This window comes from Limosilactobacillus ingluviei str. Autruche 4 (genome assembly GCF_000312405.1).
Lineage (GTDB): Bacteria > Bacillota > Bacilli > Lactobacillales > Lactobacillaceae > Limosilactobacillus > Limosilactobacillus ingluviei.
Window position 1 is genome coordinate 833,576 of the sequence record NZ_HE997173.1, and the last position, 18,623, is coordinate 852,198.

Annotated in this window: 19 protein-coding genes and 1 pseudogene; 1 reads left to right on the forward strand and 19 read right to left on the reverse strand. The window is 52.0% G+C overall.

The window, feature by feature from the left end; genetic code table 11:
* Positions 1–94 precede the first annotated feature (94 nt).
* The 13 genes from holA to BN54_RS04160 form a co-directional block, all read right to left on the reverse strand.
* The gene (gene holA / locus BN54_RS04100; protein ID WP_019205883.1) at positions 95–1,120 is read right to left on the reverse strand and encodes a DNA polymerase III subunit delta; all 1,026 of its coding nucleotides are present in this window, start codon (positions 1,118–1,120) and stop codon (positions 95–97) included.
* On the reverse strand, positions 1,090–3,321 hold the full coding sequence (locus BN54_RS04105) for a DNA internalization-related competence protein ComEC/Rec2 (protein ID WP_019205884.1): 2,232 nt from the start codon (positions 3,319–3,321) through the stop codon (positions 1,090–1,092). The genes holA and BN54_RS04105 overlap by 31 nt, the downstream gene beginning before the upstream one ends.
* A 34-nt stretch (positions 3,322–3,355) precedes the next feature.
* Complete coding sequence (locus BN54_RS04110) at positions 3,356–3,838, reverse strand: ComE operon protein 2 (protein WP_019205885.1); 483 nt, start codon at positions 3,836–3,838, stop codon at positions 3,356–3,358.
* 74 nt (positions 3,839–3,912) lie between these two features.
* Positions 3,913–4,542, reverse strand: coding sequence for a helix-hairpin-helix domain-containing protein (locus BN54_RS04115; RefSeq protein ID WP_019205886.1), 630 nt, complete (start codon positions 4,540–4,542; stop codon positions 3,913–3,915).
* A gap of 135 nt (positions 4,543–4,677) precedes the next feature.
* A complete protein-coding gene (locus BN54_RS04120) occupies positions 4,678–4,968 on the reverse strand; it encodes a hypothetical protein (protein ID WP_019205887.1) in 291 nt (96 codons plus the stop codon).
* A 16-nt stretch (positions 4,969–4,984) separates the two neighbouring features.
* Positions 4,985–6,037 carry a SepM family pheromone-processing serine protease gene (locus tag BN54_RS04125; protein WP_019205888.1) on the reverse strand — a complete coding sequence of 351 codons (1,053 nt, stop codon included), beginning with the start codon at positions 6,035–6,037 and terminating at the stop codon, positions 4,985–4,987.
* Complete coding sequence (coaD, locus tag BN54_RS04130; protein WP_019205889.1) at positions 6,038–6,571, reverse strand: pantetheine-phosphate adenylyltransferase; 534 nt, start codon at positions 6,569–6,571, stop codon at positions 6,038–6,040.
* 2 nt (positions 6,572–6,573) lie between these two features.
* Positions 6,574–7,137, reverse strand: a complete 564-nt coding sequence (rsmD, locus tag BN54_RS04135) for a 16S rRNA (guanine(966)-N(2))-methyltransferase RsmD (RefSeq protein ID WP_019205890.1) — start codon at positions 7,135–7,137, stop codon at positions 6,574–6,576.
* A gap of 3 nt (positions 7,138–7,140) precedes the next feature.
* The gene (locus BN54_RS04140) at positions 7,141–7,419 is read right to left on the reverse strand and encodes a DUF2129 domain-containing protein (protein ID WP_019205891.1); all 279 of its coding nucleotides are present in this window, start codon (positions 7,417–7,419) and stop codon (positions 7,141–7,143) included.
* A complete protein-coding gene (locus tag BN54_RS04145) occupies positions 7,412–8,596 on the reverse strand; it encodes an FtsW/RodA/SpoVE family cell cycle protein (RefSeq protein WP_235720473.1) in 1,185 nt (394 codons plus the stop codon). Before BN54_RS04145 ends, BN54_RS04140 begins: the two co-directional genes overlap by 8 nt.
* 127 nt (positions 8,597–8,723) lie before the next feature.
* Positions 8,724–10,568: a translational GTPase TypA gene (gene typA, locus BN54_RS04150; protein ID WP_019205893.1), complete on the reverse strand. Its 1,845-nt coding sequence runs from the start codon at positions 10,566–10,568 to the stop codon at positions 8,724–8,726.
* A 78-nt stretch (positions 10,569–10,646) separates the two neighbouring features.
* Complete coding sequence (locus BN54_RS04155; RefSeq protein WP_019205894.1) at positions 10,647–11,408, reverse strand: inositol monophosphatase family protein; 762 nt, start codon at positions 11,406–11,408, stop codon at positions 10,647–10,649.
* Positions 11,409–11,412: 4 nt separating this feature from the next.
* Positions 11,413–11,697, reverse strand: coding sequence for a UPF0223 family protein (locus BN54_RS04160; protein WP_019205895.1), 285 nt, complete (start codon positions 11,695–11,697; stop codon positions 11,413–11,415).
* Between the two features lie 196 nt (positions 11,698–11,893).
* Here BN54_RS04160 and def point away from each other — a divergent pair, with 196 nt between their 5' ends.
* Positions 11,894–12,454, forward strand: a complete 561-nt coding sequence (gene def / locus BN54_RS04165; RefSeq protein WP_040469922.1) for a peptide deformylase — start codon at positions 11,894–11,896, stop codon at positions 12,452–12,454.
* Positions 12,455–12,749: 295 nt separating this feature from the next.
* Here the strand turns inward: def and BN54_RS04170 are convergent, their stop codons facing one another.
* The 6 genes and pseudogenes from BN54_RS04170 to BN54_RS04190 form a co-directional block, all read right to left on the reverse strand.
* Entirely contained in the window at positions 12,750–13,148 is a 399-nt protein-coding gene (locus BN54_RS04170) for a type II toxin-antitoxin system death-on-curing family toxin (protein WP_040469724.1), read from the reverse strand.
* Entirely contained in the window at positions 13,145–13,384 is a 240-nt protein-coding gene (locus BN54_RS04175; RefSeq protein ID WP_019205898.1) for an AbrB/MazE/SpoVT family DNA-binding domain-containing protein, read from the reverse strand. The genes BN54_RS04170 and BN54_RS04175 overlap by 4 nt, the downstream gene beginning before the upstream one ends.
* A gap of 631 nt (positions 13,385–14,015) precedes the next feature.
* Positions 14,016–14,150: pseudogene (locus tag BN54_RS10650) on the reverse strand (mucin-binding protein); the annotation flags it as partial.
* A gap of 338 nt (positions 14,151–14,488) precedes the next feature.
* Positions 14,489–15,520, reverse strand: coding sequence for a dTDP-glucose 4,6-dehydratase (gene rfbB, locus BN54_RS04180; RefSeq protein ID WP_019205899.1), 1,032 nt, complete (start codon positions 15,518–15,520; stop codon positions 14,489–14,491).
* Between the two features lie 276 nt (positions 15,521–15,796).
* Positions 15,797–17,887, reverse strand: coding sequence for a KxYKxGKxW signal peptide domain-containing protein (locus BN54_RS04185; RefSeq protein ID WP_019205900.1), 2,091 nt, complete (start codon positions 17,885–17,887; stop codon positions 15,797–15,799).
* Between the two features lie 221 nt (positions 17,888–18,108).
* Positions 18,109–18,623 (reverse strand): N-acetylmuramoyl-L-alanine amidase family protein (locus BN54_RS04190; RefSeq protein WP_019205901.1); only part of this gene is annotated, 515 nt, incomplete at its 5' end.

Sequence of the window (18,623 nt, forward strand, 5' to 3'; positions counted from 1 at the left end):
AAAGCGTCGGGAATTCACCCGGCGTTTTTTTATTACCCTAATAACAAGCGCGCTGAGCGAGGAATTCCTCACCCAGCGCGCTTGTTTAGTTTAATTAACTAACCTTTTGGCTGTATTGTAATAAGAACAATTGAAAGAGCAATTCCGGCGTCCGGTTGGTCGTCTTGAGCGCTTTTTCAATCCGGACCAAACCGAGATAAGCTTGGCTCAAGGCCGGTAAGGTAAAGCGCTGGACCGTTTGGGCGGCCAACTTGACCCGGTAGGGGTGGACCTTGAGTTGCTTAGCCAGGGTCGCCTGACTCAGCCCGCGGGCCGTCAAAATTTTCACCTGCAATAACAAGCGGAACTGACTGACCAGGACCGCGTTGATCTGCAGGGGCTGTTGTTGGGCAGCCAATAATTCCCGGTATAAACCCAGCGCCTGCTCTTGATGCCGCTGCAAGACCGCCGTCACCAGATCAAAGACATTTTCATCCAACGATTGCGCGACCAGCCCTTGCACGCTGGCTGAATCGATTTCCTTGCTCTGGTAAGCCAAGAGCTGCAACTGCGGCAAATGGGCCATCATCAGGCCATAATCGGCGTTCGTGCGCCGCACCAGTTCATCCAAGGCTCCGCTGCCAAAGTGAAAGCCGGCTTGCTGCACCCGGGCCTGGATCAACCGCCGGGCATCCTGTTCACTCAATGGCGCGGCGCTGACCTGCACGGCCTGCTTTTTTAACGCCTTGACGACGGCCTTGCGCCCATCGAGCTTCTCGTAGGGTGCTAAAATCACCAACACCGTCGATGGTTGCGGGGCCTTCAGATAGTTTAACAGCAGCTCTGGATCCTGCTTGACCTTCCCCCGGCCGCCATTCCCGGTTAAAAAGGACGGCTTGTTTAACAAGACTAACCGCCGCTCCCCAAAAAAGGGCGCCGACTGGGCATCGTCTAAAGCCGTCGCCAAGTCCGTCTCTTCCAAATCATAACTGCCGACGTTCATGACCCGCTCTGCTTCTGGCACTAGGGCCAGAAAAGCGGCCCGGGCTTGATCCAATAAGACCTGCTGGGTCCCTAAGACCAAGTATAGCGGGGCCGGGTGGGCATTTTTTAGTTGCGTGCGTAAGGTGGCAACATCCACGTCAGTTCACTTCCTTTCAATTTCGTCATCCAGGTACCGTGATTGCCCCAATAACGATAGGTAATCACCCCCCGCTGTTGGGTAGACCAAAAGGGAATCTGCTGGCGCTTTAAGGTCTGGATGGTGGATTGGTGGGGATGCCCGTAGCGATTCTTGCGGCCCGCGGAAATAATCGCCAACTGCGGGCGCAACTGGCGCAAAACCGTGGGATCACTCGCCGTTTGGCTACCATGGTGCCCCAATTTTAGAACCTCCACTTGCAGCTGGGGATACCGGTGAAGGACGGCCCGCTCTCCCGCCCGGTCTAAATCCCCGGTAAACAAGAAGCGCTGGGCCCCAAATTTCCCCCACAAGACCATTGAATCTTCATTCTTCCCCTGGCCGGAGCCAAAGGGATGCAAGACCGTCAAGCGCAAGCCCGCCGGCTGGGAGTGATCCGTGACCGGGACCACCGGGATCGTTGCCGGCAATCGGCGAGTCAACTCTGGCAGCTTTTCCATCCCCTGGGGCACCAGGATCGCCTTGACTTGCAGCTGTTGGACGACCGTGGTTAAGTAACCAATGTGGTCGGCATCACGGTGGCTGAGGCACAAATAGTCCAGCCGGTGAATGCCCTGACTCTTCAGATAGTTGACGCTGGTCGTCAGGGCCCGGTCCCGCTGAGCCGGTTGGCGCTTTGCCCAGCCGGGGGACCGAAATTGCAGCTGGCCGCCGGTATCAATCATGATTACTTGGCGGTTCAACGGGGTGCGAATCAAGGCACAATCCCCCTGGCCGATGTCGACAAAGGTGATCTCGCCGCTAAGCGGACAGTGAATCACCCCAAAGCACAGCAGGTAGGCCCCCAGCAGCCACGGCCAGCGGCGGCGAAAGCGGGCTTCCTCCTCGATCAAGAGCAGGGTGGCCAGCAGCAAACCGACCACCACCACCGCAGCCGGTTTACCGAAGTAACAGTTGCCCGGCAAGGCCGCAAGACCCGTCAAAACAGCTTGCAACCCCTGCAAACCACCATTTGCCAGGCTTACCACCCCACTAAAGCCCGGCCCCAGCACAGCAATGACCAAAAGGCCCGGTAAAATCACACTGGCAAACAAAGGCACCAGCAACCAGTTGGCCAGCAAGCTCAAAAAGTAGAATTGGTAGGCCGCATACAACAAGGGCGGCAGACCAATTAATTGGATCGCCACCAAGCGGCGCCAGGCCGCCTGAAACTGGCAACGGCTGATTCCCAAGGCCAGCAAGTACGACAGCTGACCACCCAGCGACAGCAGCACCCCGGGCTGCAAGAGCGAATGAAGAATCAAACTCACCTGCCAGCTGACCCGACTGGAGCAACCGGCCTGCCGGGCCAGCAATTGGAATTCTAACATCAAAATCGCCCGGGTCAGGCTGGTGGCACCCCCGCCCAGCACCCACAAGAGGGGCAGGGCGATAATTTCCAGCCAGGTGGTGGTCTCCCTGGTCACATGCAAGGCCAAGAGTCCCCCACGCAGCAAAGCCACAAAAACAAAGGCATGCAGCCCTGACAAACAGAAGAGATGAATCACCCCGAGGGTCTGGGCCGCCGTAATGGTGGGACCCAAGGCCGGATCATTTTGGCCTAACAACAAGCGCTGACAATAGCTGGCCAAGGGCTGGGGAAAGCGCGCCAAACGATGCGTCAGCCGGGCGCGCCAGCCGTGAACTACCGCTAAGGGGCTGGCCGGGGCCAGCGGGGTCAACACCCCCCGACCGCGCACCTGGTTGGCCACCCCTTGAGCGTTTTCATATTTTTGATAATCGAATTGGTTGACGTTGGTGGCGGGCAACAAAGGCCCCTTTTGCCCGGTGATCGTGGCGACCACCGGCGTCGTCAATTGCTTTATTTGCTTAACTTGGGCTGGCGTGGTCAATTGCAAACTGACCCGTACTGGCTCCTTGCCCAGCCGCCCGGTCGCTAACGCCAGCTGGCCATTGACCTGCCACGCGTCCGGCTGGACCACGACTTGGTAGGTCCCGGTCCGGGCCGCCGGCAGGGTCCGCTGCTGAATGACGGTCTGATGCAGCAGGCAACGCCCGACCATCGCCAGGGCCAGCAGCCCCACCCACCGCCGACCCCGGGGGCAGCGCCACGTCGTCAATCGCCAGGCCAAGTAGACCAGGGCTACCCCGGCCCAGAGCTGGTGCCCCAACAGCAAGGCGGCCACCAAGGCGACCGCCACCGCCGCAAAGAAACTGCCAATTTGAAGCGTACGCTTAGTCCTTTAAGTGGATGTATTGGTCTAAATTGACCTCATCCAGGATATTGGCATCAAGTTTAATCTGGTGAAGTTTGACCCCTTTTAAGGTAATCAAGCGCATCGCGTAGTCATCATTGTGGTAATTGCGCAGGTAATTGATCTGGGTAATGCCGGCCTGCAGCAGACTCTTGGTACATTGCAGGCACGGAAAATCGGTCACGTACACGCTCGCGCCATCCGTTGAGGTCCCAAAACGGGCACATTGTAAGAGGGCGTTCATTTCCGCATGAATCGTGCGGACACAGTGACCATCGCGCAAGCAGCAATCTTCATCGATGCAGTGCACGTCGCCGGCCACCGACCCATTATAGCCGCTGCCGATAATCCGCTTATCGCGGACCAGCACCGCCCCGACGGAGAGGCGCTTGCACGTCGAGCGCGACGCCAGCAGGGCCGCTTGGATCATAAAATACTGATCCCAATCAATTCGTTTCTTCATCGTTCTCCCCCCTTTAACTGGCTTGAGTAAACATCAATAGTACCAGTATAGCAAAGTTTTGGGGTCACACCAGGTTAAACCGCAAGTTGGTCCTTTAATTTTGCGACGGTCTTTTCACCAAAGCCATCTACGTTTTGCAGTTCCTCAATCGTTTTGAACTGGCCGTGGCTTTGGCGGTAGGCCAGGATTTTATCGGCCTTTTTGTCACCGATCCCGCTGATTTTCATTAAATCTTCCTTCGTGGCCTGGTTCAGGTTGATCTTTTCCTGATCAGCGGCCGTTCCCCCGCTAGCCCCCGCCGAATCGAGCGGGGTTGCGACCTGTTCACCTTGGCTCGGGACGTAGACGACTTGTTGGTCGACCAATTGCTTGGCTAAATTGACCTGGCGCATGTCAGCCGCCGGCGTCTGACCCCCGGCGGCTTTGATCGCCTCTTGGACCCGTTGGCTCTTGGCCAGGGTGTAGACCCCCGGGTGGTTGACCGCCCCTTTGACGTCCACGACCACCTTGCCGGTATTCGCCGGCGCCGCTGATCCCGGCGCGGATTTGACCGGGGCCGACTGACGCTGCGGCAACACCGGTGGCGCACTCGTCGTCTGGTGGTACCAATAGCCACCCCCACCAAGGACGAGGGCCAAGCCAATCAACCAGGCTGTTTTATGCATCTCCCAGCTTTCCTTGAGCTGGGTTAAGAGTTGTTCCATATTTTTCACCCCCTTATCTTATATATACGTCAAAGCGGCCGATTTTTAACTTTTTAATTTGGAATTAGGGGGATTTTTTTCTGCCCTCCCCCAAAAGAAAAAGCACCACGGTGTTTTCACCATGGTGCACAAAACTTAATATGGCGCCGTGTCCTTGAACAGCATCCCGGTCGCGTGGAGCAAGATCTGGCTGGCCTGCCCGTTTTGGTACACGATCTGCGGGGTGAACTGCAAGCCCATGACCCCGTCGGCCAATTCAATCTGGGCGCGGGAGCTCAATTTGTCCTTGGCAGTTTCGTACAGTTCCTCATAGACTTGGGCGTCTAATTTTGTCAGCGTCAAGTCCCGTTCGACAACGACCGTGAGCAACTCCTGCCGTTCGTAGCGTTGCGGGTCAAGGATGTTAGTCGTCAACATTAACCGCATTGGGTCCCCCTCCTTGTTAGCGATGAGTTTGTAAGTACTTAACCGCGTCATTGAACGTTTTAACTGGTACGACCTTCATCTTCGGCGCGTATTTTTGCGCCGTTGTCTTCGCCAACTGGTAGTTGGTTTGGTGGCCTTCTTCGTATTTTAAGACCACCTTGGTCGGCTTGACGTAGGGCGCAAAGAAGACCGTTGCCCCTGCCTTGTGGGCGGCAATCACCTTTTTGTCGATCCCGCCGATTTCACCGACCTGACCCTTGGCATTGATCGTCCCGGTCCCGGCGATCTTGCGGCCGTGACGCAGGTCCTGTTGGGTCAGTTGCTCGTATACTTGCAGGGCAAACATCAGCCCGCCCGATGGACCCCCGATCTGACCAGGATCAATCTTAGTCTTGATCTTGGTCGTGACCTTGACGTTGTCAGTCAGGATAATCCCGATCCCGGGCTTGCCGGTCGCGATTTTGACCAACTTTTGGGTCGCCTGCTTGGTGCGACCGTTATGCAGGTAGGTAACCGTCAGGCGGCTGCCGACCGGGCGGTGGGCGATGTATTGCTGGTAGCCGGCCGCGTTGTCAAAATGATGGCCGTTGACCGCCGTGATCGTATCGCCAACCTTGATTTGGTGCTTGAAGCGCGAATTCTTTTGTACCGACAGGACGTAAATGCCCAGGTACTCCTTATGGTATTCCTGGTGGGCCGCCTTAAAGGCCACCGCGATCGCTTCATTGATCGCGCTTTGCATGTAGAAGTCCTGCACTTTATTGTAGGTCCGACTCGACTGGCCGCCCGTGACCGCCGCGGCTGATTCAATCGTCGTGTGCGGGGTCAATTTGGCCCAGACCCAAGTCGCCGGCCGGGCCTGCTGCAAGTAGACCGAGGTAATCATAAAACTCCCCTTGCCCCGATCGGGGTGATCTTTGACCTTAACGTAGGACTTGAGGTCGTCGGCGGTGCCGGGACTCTCAATGTAGCTGTTTAAAGGCCAAAAAAGGGCCCAGGCCACAAATAAAATGGCAAGCAGGCCCCCCAAGATCCGGCGGAGAATCCGCTTATCTTGTTTCGTGTTCATTTACTTTTCCTCCGTGGCTTGCCCCTGGTTGCGGGCGCTGATCCGGGCCTCTTCGCGTTCGTGCATCCGCTTGGCCAGGTCCGCCGAAATATTGGACGGCAAGAGGGCATCGATGTCGCCGTCAAAGCGGGCCACTTCCTTGAGCAGGCTCGAGGAGAGGTGTTGGTACTTCGGGTCGGCCAACAAGAAGACCGTTTCAACTTGATCATCCAAGAATTGGTTCATCGCCGCAATATCGCGTTCGTACTGGAAGTCATTGGTATTGCGCAACCCCCGCAAGAGGTAGTCCGCCCCAATTTTGTTCATTAAATCCACCGTCAAGCCCTGGGTGGTAATCACCGTCACGTTGTCAAAGCCACTGGTGGCCCGCTTGACTTGTTCCACCCGCTCTTCGACGGTAAAGAGCGGTTCCTTGGCGGTATTGGTCATGACCGCGACCGCTAACTGGTCAAATAAGACACTCCCCCGCTTGATCAAATCGAGGTGGCCCAAGGTTAGGGGATCAAAGGTCCCCGGAAAAATTGCTACTTTCATGTTTATCCTTCTTTCCCGTTAAAATGATAAATCGTCAGCACCGTAATCCCGTAATCGTGGCGCCGCACCAGTTCAAAGCCCGGCAAATCCGCTGGCAAATTGGCTTCCTGATTGGTTTCCGCCACAATTACCGCCCCCGGATTAAGCAGGTCTAAGGCCACCATCGTCGTCAGGTTGGCGACAATTTTTTGCTTGGCGTAGGGCGGATCGAGGTAGACCAGGTCAAAATGCTCGTCGTGGGCGGCTAACAGCTTCAGTGCCTTTTCCGCATCCTGCTTAAACACGTCAAATTTTTCCGGGTGCTTGGTCGCGGCGATATTTTTTTGGATCGTCTTGATCGCCGCGTACTGGCGGTCAATCAAGACCGCCCGGTCGATCCCACGGCTGACCCCTTCAATACTGAGACCGCCACTACCGGCAAACAGATCTAAGCTGACCCCGCCATCAAAGTAGGGGCCGATGATATTAAACAGGGACTCTTTGACCTTGTCCGTGGTCGGACGGGTCGCCATCCCCGGGACCGCACTTAACTTACGGCCGCGAAATTCTCCTGCAACTACTCGCATCGTTTATTCATCCTCATCTTGTGATTTATACAGGCCGGTCGATTTCAGATCCACCACGTCAGGATCCAGCGTTTGCCAGGGCGACAGTTCCACCCGTTTGACGTTGCGCAACTGTTTGATTTCTGGCAGTACCTTGGCCACTTGGGCATGATTCACGTACATCATGACGTAGTGAAAGTGTTTGGACACGTATTGGATCCGGCCATAATGGCGCAGGACCCGGACCACGCGGCGGCTAGTGATGTAGACGACGAGCCCTTGGCGCTCAGTCAATTCAAACATGGGCCATCTCCCCTTCCAATTTTGCCAGGGCCGCCCGCTCCTTTTGGCGACGACTGACATTTAAAATCAGGCCGATCGAGGCGCTTAAGACCAGCATACTGGACCCCCCGTAGGAAATAAAGGGCAAGGTCACCCCGGTAATCGGCAAGAGCCCGGAGACCCCACCGACGTTAAAGGCGGTTTCGACCGCTAAAAAGGTCGCCACCCCGTAGCAGAGCAAGCCTTCGTACATCTCATTGGTCCGCGCTCCTAAAATAATAATCCGGCAGACTAAGATCGCCAGCAAGACTAAAATCAAAGCGACAGCCACAAAGCCGAGTTCTTCGGCAATCACCGCCAGGATAAAGTCGGTGTTGGGTTCGGGCAGATAACCCATCTTTTGAATACTATTGCCCAGCCCAGCCCCGGTCAGCCCACCGTTGCTGATCGCGTAGTAGGAATTGACCAGCTGGGCCCCGGCCCCATTCTTGGTCCCAAAGGGATTCATGTAGGCAACAAAGCGGGCGGCCTTATAGCTGCCAGACCAGTGGTCAATAACCCAATTTGACGCCAGGGGCAGGCCGATCATTATGACCGCCAGGGCCGATGATAAAATCAGCGAGCCGATTTTCCAGGCCGTTGCACCGGCCAAAAAGATCACAAAGGCAATCGCGGCATTGATCGCCATCCCCCCGGTATCGGGCTGAATCACAATCAAGAACAGCAAAGTCCCCGTTAGGAGCGCCGGGCGCGTGTACATGTGCTGGTGACTGGCCTCTGGGTGTTCATCGTAATTGGCAAAGTGGTTGGCCAGGTAAATGACCAGGTAAAACTTGACCACTTCGGCCGGCTGGATGCTGATGATCCCCAGGTTGATCCACCCCTGGGCCCCATTAACGGCCGCCCCAAAGCCCTTCACAAATATCAAACTCCCTAACAGGCCCAGGGCCGAGTAACCCAGGAGCCGCGCGTCGCGAAAGACGTTCAAATTCATATTGGCAATCAAGAGCGCCCCACTGACCCCCAACAGCACGTAGATCGTTTGCTTGAGCAAATAGGCCGTCGGCGAGCCCCCGGTCTGCATCCGAATGGCAGCGCTGGCCGAGTAGACCATCACAATCCCGATCGCACACAAAATCAGGTAGGGTCCCAGCAGCCACGGGTCGAGCTGGCGCATTTTTTCCTTTAATCTTCGCATAAAAACCCCCTTCTCGGGCACGTGTTGCCAAAATTATACCGCGAAACGGCGCATTGTCACGGAATTTTTCACCATGCAAAAAAAGAGGAGCGAAGGGGCCGCCTCCGTTCCTCTTAATCCGCCTGGCTTACTTGCTTTGCGCTTGCTTCTTGCGCTTAGCTGCCTTTTCCCGTGCGTTGGTGTTCAAGATTTGCTTGCGCAAGCGCACGTTTTCCGGCGTGATTTCACAGTATTCGTCGTCGTTTAAGAATTCCAGGGATTCTTCCAAGGACAAGTGAGTTGGCGTCTTGATCCGGGCCATTTCGTCAGACCCGGCGGCCCGGACGTTGGTCAGGTTCTTCCCCTTGGTAATGTTAACCGTGATGTCGTTTTCCCGGCTGTTTTCCCCGACGATCATCCCTTCGTAGACTTCCGTCCCTGGATCGATCAAGAGGGTCCCACGGGATTCAATCCCCATCATAGCGTAGGTCGTTGCCTTGCCGGCGTTCATGGATACCAAGGTTCCCTTTTGACGGCCTGGGTTCCAGTTCTTGATCACTGGGGCGTACTTTTCAAAGGTGTGGTTCATGATCCCGTACCCACGGGTCAAGGACATGAATTCCGTCGAATAACCGATCAGGCCCCGGGATGGTACCAAGTAGATCAAGCGGGTTTGCCCGTTGTCGGTTTGTTCCATGTTTTGCATTTCTCCCTTGCGCTTGTTCAGGGAGTCAATGACGGAACCAGTGTATTCATCCGGCGTGTCGACTTGCACCTCTTCAAATGGTTCACATTCTACGCCGTCGATTTCCCGGTAGATAACTTGTGGCCGGGAAACCGCCAGTTCGTAACCTTCACGCCGCATCGTTTCGATCAAGATCGAAAGGTGGAGTTCCCCCCGGCCGGAAACGGTCCAAGCACCTGGATCGTCCGTGTCGTCGACCCGCAGGGAAACGTCGGTGTGCAATTCGGCCCGCAGCCGGTCTTCCAATTGCCGGGAAGTAACAAATTGCCCTTCGCGACCGGCAAACGGCGAGTCGTTGGTCCGGAAAGTCATTTGCAGGGTCGGTGGATCGATCCGCAGTGGCGTTAAGGCTTCGGGGTGTTGGGCGTCAGCGACCGTTTCCCCAACGTTGATGTCTTCCATCCCGGAAACGGCAATCAGGTCCCCGGCTTGAGCTTCTTCGATTTCTTCACGCTTAAGCCCGAAGAACCCGAACAGCTTAGTTACCCGGAAGTTCTTAGTCGAACCGTCCAGCTTCATCAACGTTACTTGGTCGCCGACCTTGATCCGGCCACGCACGACCCGACCGATCCCGATCCGACCCACGAAGTCGTTGTAATCCAGGATCGCCACTTGGAATTGCAGTGGTTCGTCGGAGTTGTCGACTGGGGCCGGAATCGTCTTGACAATCGTGTCAAAGAGTGGCTTCATCGTGTGTTCTTGGGTCGCAATGTCAGAGTCGTAACTGGACGTCCCGTTCATGGCCGAAGCGTAAATCACTGGGAAGTCGAGTTGGTCTTCGTCCGCCCCTAATTCAATGAAGAGGTCGAGCACTTCGTCGACAACTTCTTCTGGGCGGGCCCCCTTGCGGTCCACCTTGTTAATAACCACGATTGGCACCAGGTGTTGTTCTAAGGCCTTCTTAAGCACGAAGCGGGTTTGCGGCATCGTCCCTTCAAAGGCGTCGACGACCAGCAGCACCCCGTCAACCATCTTCATCACCCGTTCCACTTCCCCACCGAAGTCGGCGTGGCCTGGGGTGTCTAAGATGTTGATTTGGTACTTGCCGTACTTAACGGCCGTGTTCTTGGAGAGGATCGTGATCCCCCGTTCCCGTTCAATGGCGTTGGTGTCCATTGCCCGGTCTTGGATGTCAAAGTGTTCTGGCAAGGTATCGGATTGCTTCAGCATTTCGTTAACCAAGGTCGTCTTACCATGGTCAACGTGAGCAATAATCGCAATGTTGCGGATATCATCACGCGAGGTCAAGTCTAATCTTCCTTTCTTCTCGATCGAATCGGTATTAACTCATAAAAAAACTGTGACGTCATGGTCACAGCAAGCCGGCTAATTGACAAGGGCGAAAACATCGTCCGCCACTTGCTTCGTCGCTACTAATACAAGGTTAGATGATAACACATCGAGTCCTTTTTCGTCAATGGCTTTTACCACTAATCCCAAGCCCTCAGCCAAGGCCCGGCCAGCGGCCAAATCCCACGGCTTGAGGCGGGATAAATACAGGCCTAAGCGCCCTTCTAAGACGTTGATGATCTCCAGCCCCGCACTGCCATACAAACGCAGGCCGCTGGCGTTTTTGATCACCGCCTGGACGTTGTGGTGATTGGTAAAGAGCAGGCCGTAATTAACATCGACCAGCGAACCACGCAGGCCGCGATCGACCGGTGGGGTCAGGGGGTGGGCGTTTTTAAAGACGCCCACGCCAGGGCCACCGTGATAAAGGGTCTGGTTCATCACGTCCATAATGTAGCCCAATTTGGGCTGGCCGTCTTCGTAGCAGGCCAGCATCGTCGCAAAGTTGGTCTGCTGCTTGACAAAGTTCAGGGTCCCATCGACCGGATCGACGATGTAAACCCGGCCGCTGAGGTCGTGGACCTCATCGCCGAAGCCTTCTTCACTGATGATTTGGGCGGTCGGGTCAATTTCTTTGAGCCGGGCGGTGATGAAGCGCTCGGTTTCCTTATCCACCGTCGTTACCAAGTCGTTGAAGGTCGTCTTGGCGTCAACTTCGTAGTGGTCGGCCATCAAGGCCAAGGTCTTTTCTCTCGCCGCCCACATCAGGGTTTGTAATTGTGCATCCAACGTTGCCATTTGCCTACCCCCGTGCGGTCAAAGCAACCCGACCCTGCGGATTGGCCAGCGCCGCTTGGACCACCTCGTAGAGCTGGTAGCCACTGGCCTGGGCAAAGTCGCGGCCGAGCCGTTTTTCCTCGCTCTTGGCTGGCACGACTTGCTTAAAGGCTTGGTAGGTCGCTTGGACCTTGGCCGCGGCCACGCCCCCTTCGTAGGCCGCTTCGACCGTATTCAAAAAGGCCATTACCGTTTCAATTTCGGCCACCGACCAGCTGGGGTCGAGCGGGTATGCATAATTTTGCTCCATGACGCCACGTCCTCTCAATTGCAATTTCTAATTATTCTACCATTTTTCCGGGCGCAAGAGTTAATCACACGCTTAATTCCCGGTAAATTTTGCCGCGGACCAGCGAAATCTTTGGTCCCCTGCCAATTTGTGATAAACTTGAAGAAGCAAGGTGCGCCCCTGGGCCACCATTACCAATCACTTTGGAGGGATTCAATTGTTTTTAATGAAGGATATTACGCGGGATGGCAATCCAGTCCTCCGCAAGCGGGCCGCCAAGGTCGAGTTTCCGCTGTCCGCTGAAGACCGGGAATTGGCCCGGCAATTAATGGAATACTTAGAAATCAGCCAAGACGAAGAACTCTGCAAAAAGTACGGGCTGCGGGCCGGGGTCGGCCTGGCGGCACCACAAGTCGGTGTCTCCAAGCAAATGGCCTCCGTCTTGGTCCCCGCCGAGGAAGAAGGCGGCAAGCCGGTCTTTAAGGACGTAATCATCAACCCGGTGATCGTCAGTGAATCAGTCCAATACGGGGCCCTGACCGAAGGGGAAGGTTGCTTGTCCGTCGATGAAGACGTGCCGGGCTACGTGCCCCGGCACGACCGGATCACCCTCAAGTACACCGACGTCGATGGCAACGACCACACCGTCCGCTTGAAGCACTACCCGGCGATCGTGTGCCAACACGAAATCGACCACTTGAAGGGGATCCTCTTCTACGACCACATTAATAAGGACGCGCCGTTTGAAGCCCCCGAGGGCACGGTGATGTTTAGCTAAATTACGGCTTTATGCCATAAAAAAGAGGGTTCCCGCGGAGCCCTCTTTTTTGTTGTTGGCTACTCATCTAATGCCCGGCCGTTAGTTCAGGATCATCAAAATCATAGAGGCTGACCAGATTACTTTCACCAAAGCGATTCTTTTTCTACCAACCAAATTTGATCTTGCCGTAAATCACAATCCATGAGCGAAAGGGTATGGGTGGTTAAAATGAACTGATTTTAATCCAGGGCTTATTTTCCATCCTTAAGCAAAAACTAATGGCATAATAGAAACCCTAGCCATCAATCCTCAGTTAAGGTCTTGCTTGCGCGTGTTCTTTAAGCACTTCAGCTAATTTTACCATTTCCTCTTCCGCATCATCCGCCAAAGTAACACTTAAAACTAATGCTACTACCTCATCGTCATTGAAATTTAGCAAATAACCATTCTTGTATAAGAATAAGCTGGCACTTAGAAAGGCAGTGCGTTTATTTCCATCGGCAAAAATATGCTTTTTGGTGATTTTTTGCAAAATGTAAGCTGCTTTAATCCAAAGCGTTGGATACAATTCATGCCCAAAAACAACCATTTGTGGCTGTTCTACAACTAAGTCAAGTCCTTCTGGATATTGGATTCCGCGATAAGTTTGACCTGTTTTGATTAAAGCGTGTCGATTGATTTGGATTATTTCGTTTACTGTGAGGTATTTCATTGGTCTTTAAGTCTTTCCATCGCTCCAGCGTTCTTGTTGTATAACATATCGATAATTGCCATGGTTTCCTGGTTTACTTCTTGTTTTTTGCGAAAGATAATGCTTGATCCATCAGGGGATACTTCTTTAGTAAATTCTGCTCCCGGCTCTACATTCAATATTTCCTTGTCTTGCTTCGTTAAACGCAAACCATAAGAGTTCCCGGTTTTGAAAAACTTTGATGTTGTACTAGCCATCTTACTACCTTCTTTCCATTTATTGTAATTACATTATACTTTTATGTAATTACGAAATCAATGTGGTAGATAACTAAGCTTGACCACGAAGCTACATTTTACGTTCGGCGTTGTTTTCTACGGGTTAAGCAAGTATAATAAAAATAGGTTAACCAAAAAGATATCAAGAATGCGCTTAGCCGGCGATTGTTTAGTCGCTTTTCCCCCATACAGGGGGCTGAACCTGGTTTCCGTGTTGGGTCATTCGTATATGGACCGCTTTCCCCCGCATAGGGGGCTGAACCTTTAGGATGGTACCATCAGTCACGATCCCCAAACGCTTTCCCCATACCGGGGGCTGAACCTACTAGAAAGGGCACGGGAGATCAAGTTTTTTTACTTTCCCCCACAGGGGGCTGAAGTTGCACTCTACTAGGGTGCGCATAAGAAAAGCCTAGCACCACTTCATTTCCAGTGGGCTAGGCTTTTTCGTTTGCTGTGGGGGTTAGTTACGTTGCTTTTTGCGAATTCCGAGTAATGCCAACCGTGCACCGCCAATTGCTAATCCGGCTAAAAGCATCGCTGCTTGCTACGGCCCAGCATTTGTTTCTTGGGTACCAGCAGCCGTTGTTACTTGCTGCACAGGGATAGTTTACTCAGCAACATTATTTGGTTTGACAATGGCTTGGTAGTTAATCGTAATAGTTTGATTTTGTGTGTCGTCAGTGACCGTAACTGCTGCGACCCACTGTGGGGATGCATTATATCCAGCAACTGTCGGCGCATCGCAAGCAGCCCACTAATCCGTTGACCATGGTCCATAAGTGACTTGACCAGTGACAAAATCAGTTGTCTGCGTCCGTTTCAACAGTGCCACTTGGGGGATGGCGATTGGACCACTAGGCAAGTTAACCGTCATCACAGTATCGTCATTAGCCACCATGACGTGTTGGTTAGGTACCTCGTACTTGGTTTGATCAATGCTAGTTACTGACAGGCCAACTGTTTCTCACGTGACCCCTGAAACCGGGATGTCATTAATCACTTGCCTTACCACCATGGTAAATAATGTGCAAAATCTCTATTTCCGGCCGGGTATAAAAATTTCCCACCGTTTCAATATCACTATTGCCCCTGCCGCGCGTACTTGGCTTCGACCGCGGCCTTTTCGGCTTCCCACCAGTCGCGGTGCTCAGTGTACCAGTCGATCGTGTGCTGGAGCCCGGTCTCGAAATCCGTGAATTCCGGTTCCCAACCAAGTTCAGTCCGCAGCTTCGTGGCATCGATCGCGTAGCGCAGGTCGTGACCCGGCCGGTCCTTAACTTGGTCGTAAGCGTCAGCCGGCTGACCCATCATTTGCAGGATCAATTCCAAGACGTCCTTGTTGTTCTTTTCGCCGTCGGCCCCGATCAGGTAGGTTTCACCGATCTTGCCCTTGGTCAGGATTTGCCAAACCGCCCGGGAGTGGTCGTTGGTGTGGATCCAATCACGGACGTTCTTCCCGGTCCCGTAGAGTTTTGGTCGGATTCCACTTAAGATATTGGTAATTTGGCGCGGGATGAACTTTTCGATGTGTTGGTACGGGCCGTAGTTGTTTGAGCAGTTCGAAATCGTCGCCCGCAGACCAAAGGAGCGAACCCAGGCGCGAACCAGCAAGTCCGAGCTGGCCTTAGAAGACGAGTACGGACTCGATGGCCGGTAAGGGGAATCCGGCGTGAACTTTTCACCCGGCCCTTCGCCGTGGCCCGGCAGGTCTTCGCGCAGCGGTAAGTCACCGTAAACTTCGTCGGTCGAAATGTGGTGGAAGCGGACGTCGTACTTGCGGGCGGCGTTGATCAGCACCGAAGTCCCAACGATATTGGTTTGGATAAAGGGCGTCGGGTCAAGGAGCGAGTTATCGTTGTGGCTTTCTGCCGCGTAGTGAACGATTGCGTCAGCGTCCTTGACCAGCGAATCAACCAGGTCGACGTCGCAAATGTCGCCGACGACTAACTTCACCCGGTCCGCCGGCAAGCCGGCCAGGTTGGCCTTGTTCCCGGCGTAGGTCAACTTATCTAAGACGGTCACGTGGACGCCCGGGTGGTTGTTGACGACGTAGTGAACGAAGTTAGAGCCGATGAAGCCGGCGCCCCCCGTCACGATGATATTTTTGTACATAAATCATGCCTCACTTTGTTGGATTTAAAGCGATTAAATCAGAATCCTTATCTAATATAGTCGACTTGGGGTGAAATTACAAATCGAGAATTTTACTTTCCAACTGAACCGTTCTAATTTTCAAAAGAAGTCGGAAAGAAACTAGCACTTCGGCCAAAGTTTAGAATATAGTAGCAACAAAAAACGCTAGAAAGCAACATTTTCAGTAAACGTGGCTTCTAGCACTTTTAAATTTTAAGACTTTTTCATAGTCTCTTAACCTAGCCCTTGCCTTAACTATGCTGGCAATAAGCCACCATCGGGGCGAGCACGGTAACGGTGCCCTGCTTTGTCCCATACATAACCACTCCGGGTCAAGTCGCCAGTGGCTTCGTCGAAATGAACCAGCCACCCGTTAATTGTTGTAAAGCCATGAACCATCCGTCCCGCTTGATCATAATAAACAGTCCGGTAATTATTATTAGTTCCCTTTAAAAGGAACCACCCTACGACCATTGCGCCACTATCAGTCCGGAAATAGTGCCAATCATCCCAACTATTACTTAGTTGTTGTTCACCATAATTCATATGACCATCTTTGCCATAGTATACGATCCGGCCATCTGGTAACTTCGTTAATCCCGTCGCCATTTCACCAGATGCTGGATTGAAATAGTACCAATAGCCATCGATTTGTCGTTCGCCTTTAACCATTTGAGCCGTCGTTAGATCGTAGTAAACCAGGCGATTATCGGACAATTTCTGCCAGCCAGTAAGGACTTGTCCACCTTTAACCAAGTACCATTGCCCCTTGATTTGATGCTCACCATCAGTTAACACGAAATTGCCATCCTTATCAATTTGATAACCCGCAAACTTCGTGTTTGATTGTAATTTACCTTCATTATCATAGTAATTTAGTTTCTTTGTTGCATTATCAAAACGTAACCCTTTTTCCATCGCGCCACTTGCTGGGTTAAAGTAATACGTTGCCACCCCCACTTGAGTTTTACCATAAACCATCCCTAGAACCTGTCCCGTCTTAGGATCAGTATCGTAGTAGACCACTCGTTTATCCGGTAAAGTTTGGAATCCCTTGGCCAATTCCCCACTTTGTGGAACTAAGTAATACCAATGGCCGTCAACTTGAACTTCACCATAAACCATTTGACCATTTTGATCATAGTAGACAGTCTTGCCCGATGGCAAAGTTACAAACCCGGTTGTCATTTCACCAGTTTCATTGAAATAGTACCAATGACCATTAATTTGCTGCTCTGTCTTTTGCAATTTTTGAGGTGCAAAATAGTATTTTTTCCCAGCAATGGTTTTAAAACCAATTAATCTTTCACCAGAATCGTCATTAAAGTAATAATCCTGGTCACCAATTTGATGTTCACCGTGGTACATTCCAACCCCAATGGTGTTTCCATCTTTATTTAAGCCGTAGTAAACGACCCGACCATCAGGTAAGGTAACCCACTCTTTTACCAATTCTCCACTTTGGGGAACTAGATAATACCAATGACCATCGTAATATTGTTCACCATACGCCATTTGACCATTATCTTTATAAAGAACCGTTTTACCGGATGGTAAGGTTACAAAACCAGTTGCCATTTCACCATTTTTGTCAAAGAAGTACCAATGGCCGTCAATTTGGGCTTCCTTATTCACCACCATTTTAGGAGCAAAATAATAAGTTTTTCCTGCTACTTGTCGTAACCCAGTTTCTAAAGCACCAGAATCGGGGTTAAAGAAGTACATTCCTTCACCCGGAACTTCATTTAGGCCGTGGAACATTCCTTGCCCGTTCAATTTGCCCCCGTCAAGCTGAACGTCATAATAAACCTTCCGGCCATCAGGAAGGGTAACCCATTTTTGAGCCACGGTTCCTTGTTGGTTAAAGAAATACCACTGATTATTAATATTAGCTTCACCATGAATCATTTGACCTTGTTCATTAAAATAAACAACCCGGCCATCTGACATTTGTTGCCATCCCGTTGCCCCTTCTCCTTGATACTTTGGGATTTCATAGCCCGCTGATTGTGGTTGCTCATTATCATCAGTCGCTTCAGTCTTTTCAGAATTCGATTCGGATTCTGACGTGGCATTATCATCAACTGTTACTCCTTCACTAGGAGCGGCTGGCTGTGGCACGACTACATCCTTATTCACATCAGCGGCAGTGGGCGTTGACTGTGCGTTAGCTTCGACTTGTTGGCCTGCTACCGCTGTCAGTGTTGCTAAATCATTATGATCCATTGCTGCACTAGCTACCGGTCCGTTAATAAATAACATGGCTACTGCAATTCCTGCAACTAACCACAATTTACCACTTTTGTATAGTTTAAAGCGCTGCTTGACTTCGGATTGTTGCTTCATAACTTTAACTCCTTAAACTTTCTTTAGTTAGTCAAATTTTAACATTTAACGAAATCGCCTTCAATGTTCTGTCAACATAAACAATTTTGCAATAACTTTCACCCTGTAAAAGCATTATTTTTAACCTCTTCGTCCGCCCTTTAAAGTGATTTAACAAATTAAAAAGCAGTGCCAATCACACGATGAAAAGTGGATTGGTACTGCTTTTCGCACCGACAAAATTATTTTTTTAGCTCACCACTAATTTGATCAAAATAAAAGGTTTGGCCAACAATTACTTGTTTGCCATAAGCCATCCTACCTTGGGTATCATAGTAAACCGTCTTGCCATATGGCAATTCAAAAAATTGGTTGGTTACCATTTGCCCACTACGGGGAATAAAGTAATACCAATAACCACCAATCCGTTGTTCACCATATACCATCTGGCCTTGAGAGTTATAATAAACCGTCTTCCCACTCAATTTAACAAATTGGTTAGCTACCATTTGGCCACTTTGCGGCACAAAGTAGTACCAATGGCCATTAATTTGCCGCTCACCGTACACCATCTGGCCTTGGGCATCATAATAAACCGTCTTCCCCGGTAATTTTACAAATTGATTTACCACCATTTGCCCACTTCGCGATACAAAGTAGTACCAATGGCCATTAATTTGCCGCTCACCGTACACCATCTGGCCTTGGGCATCATAATAAACCGTCTTCCCCGGCAATTTCACAAATTGACTTACCG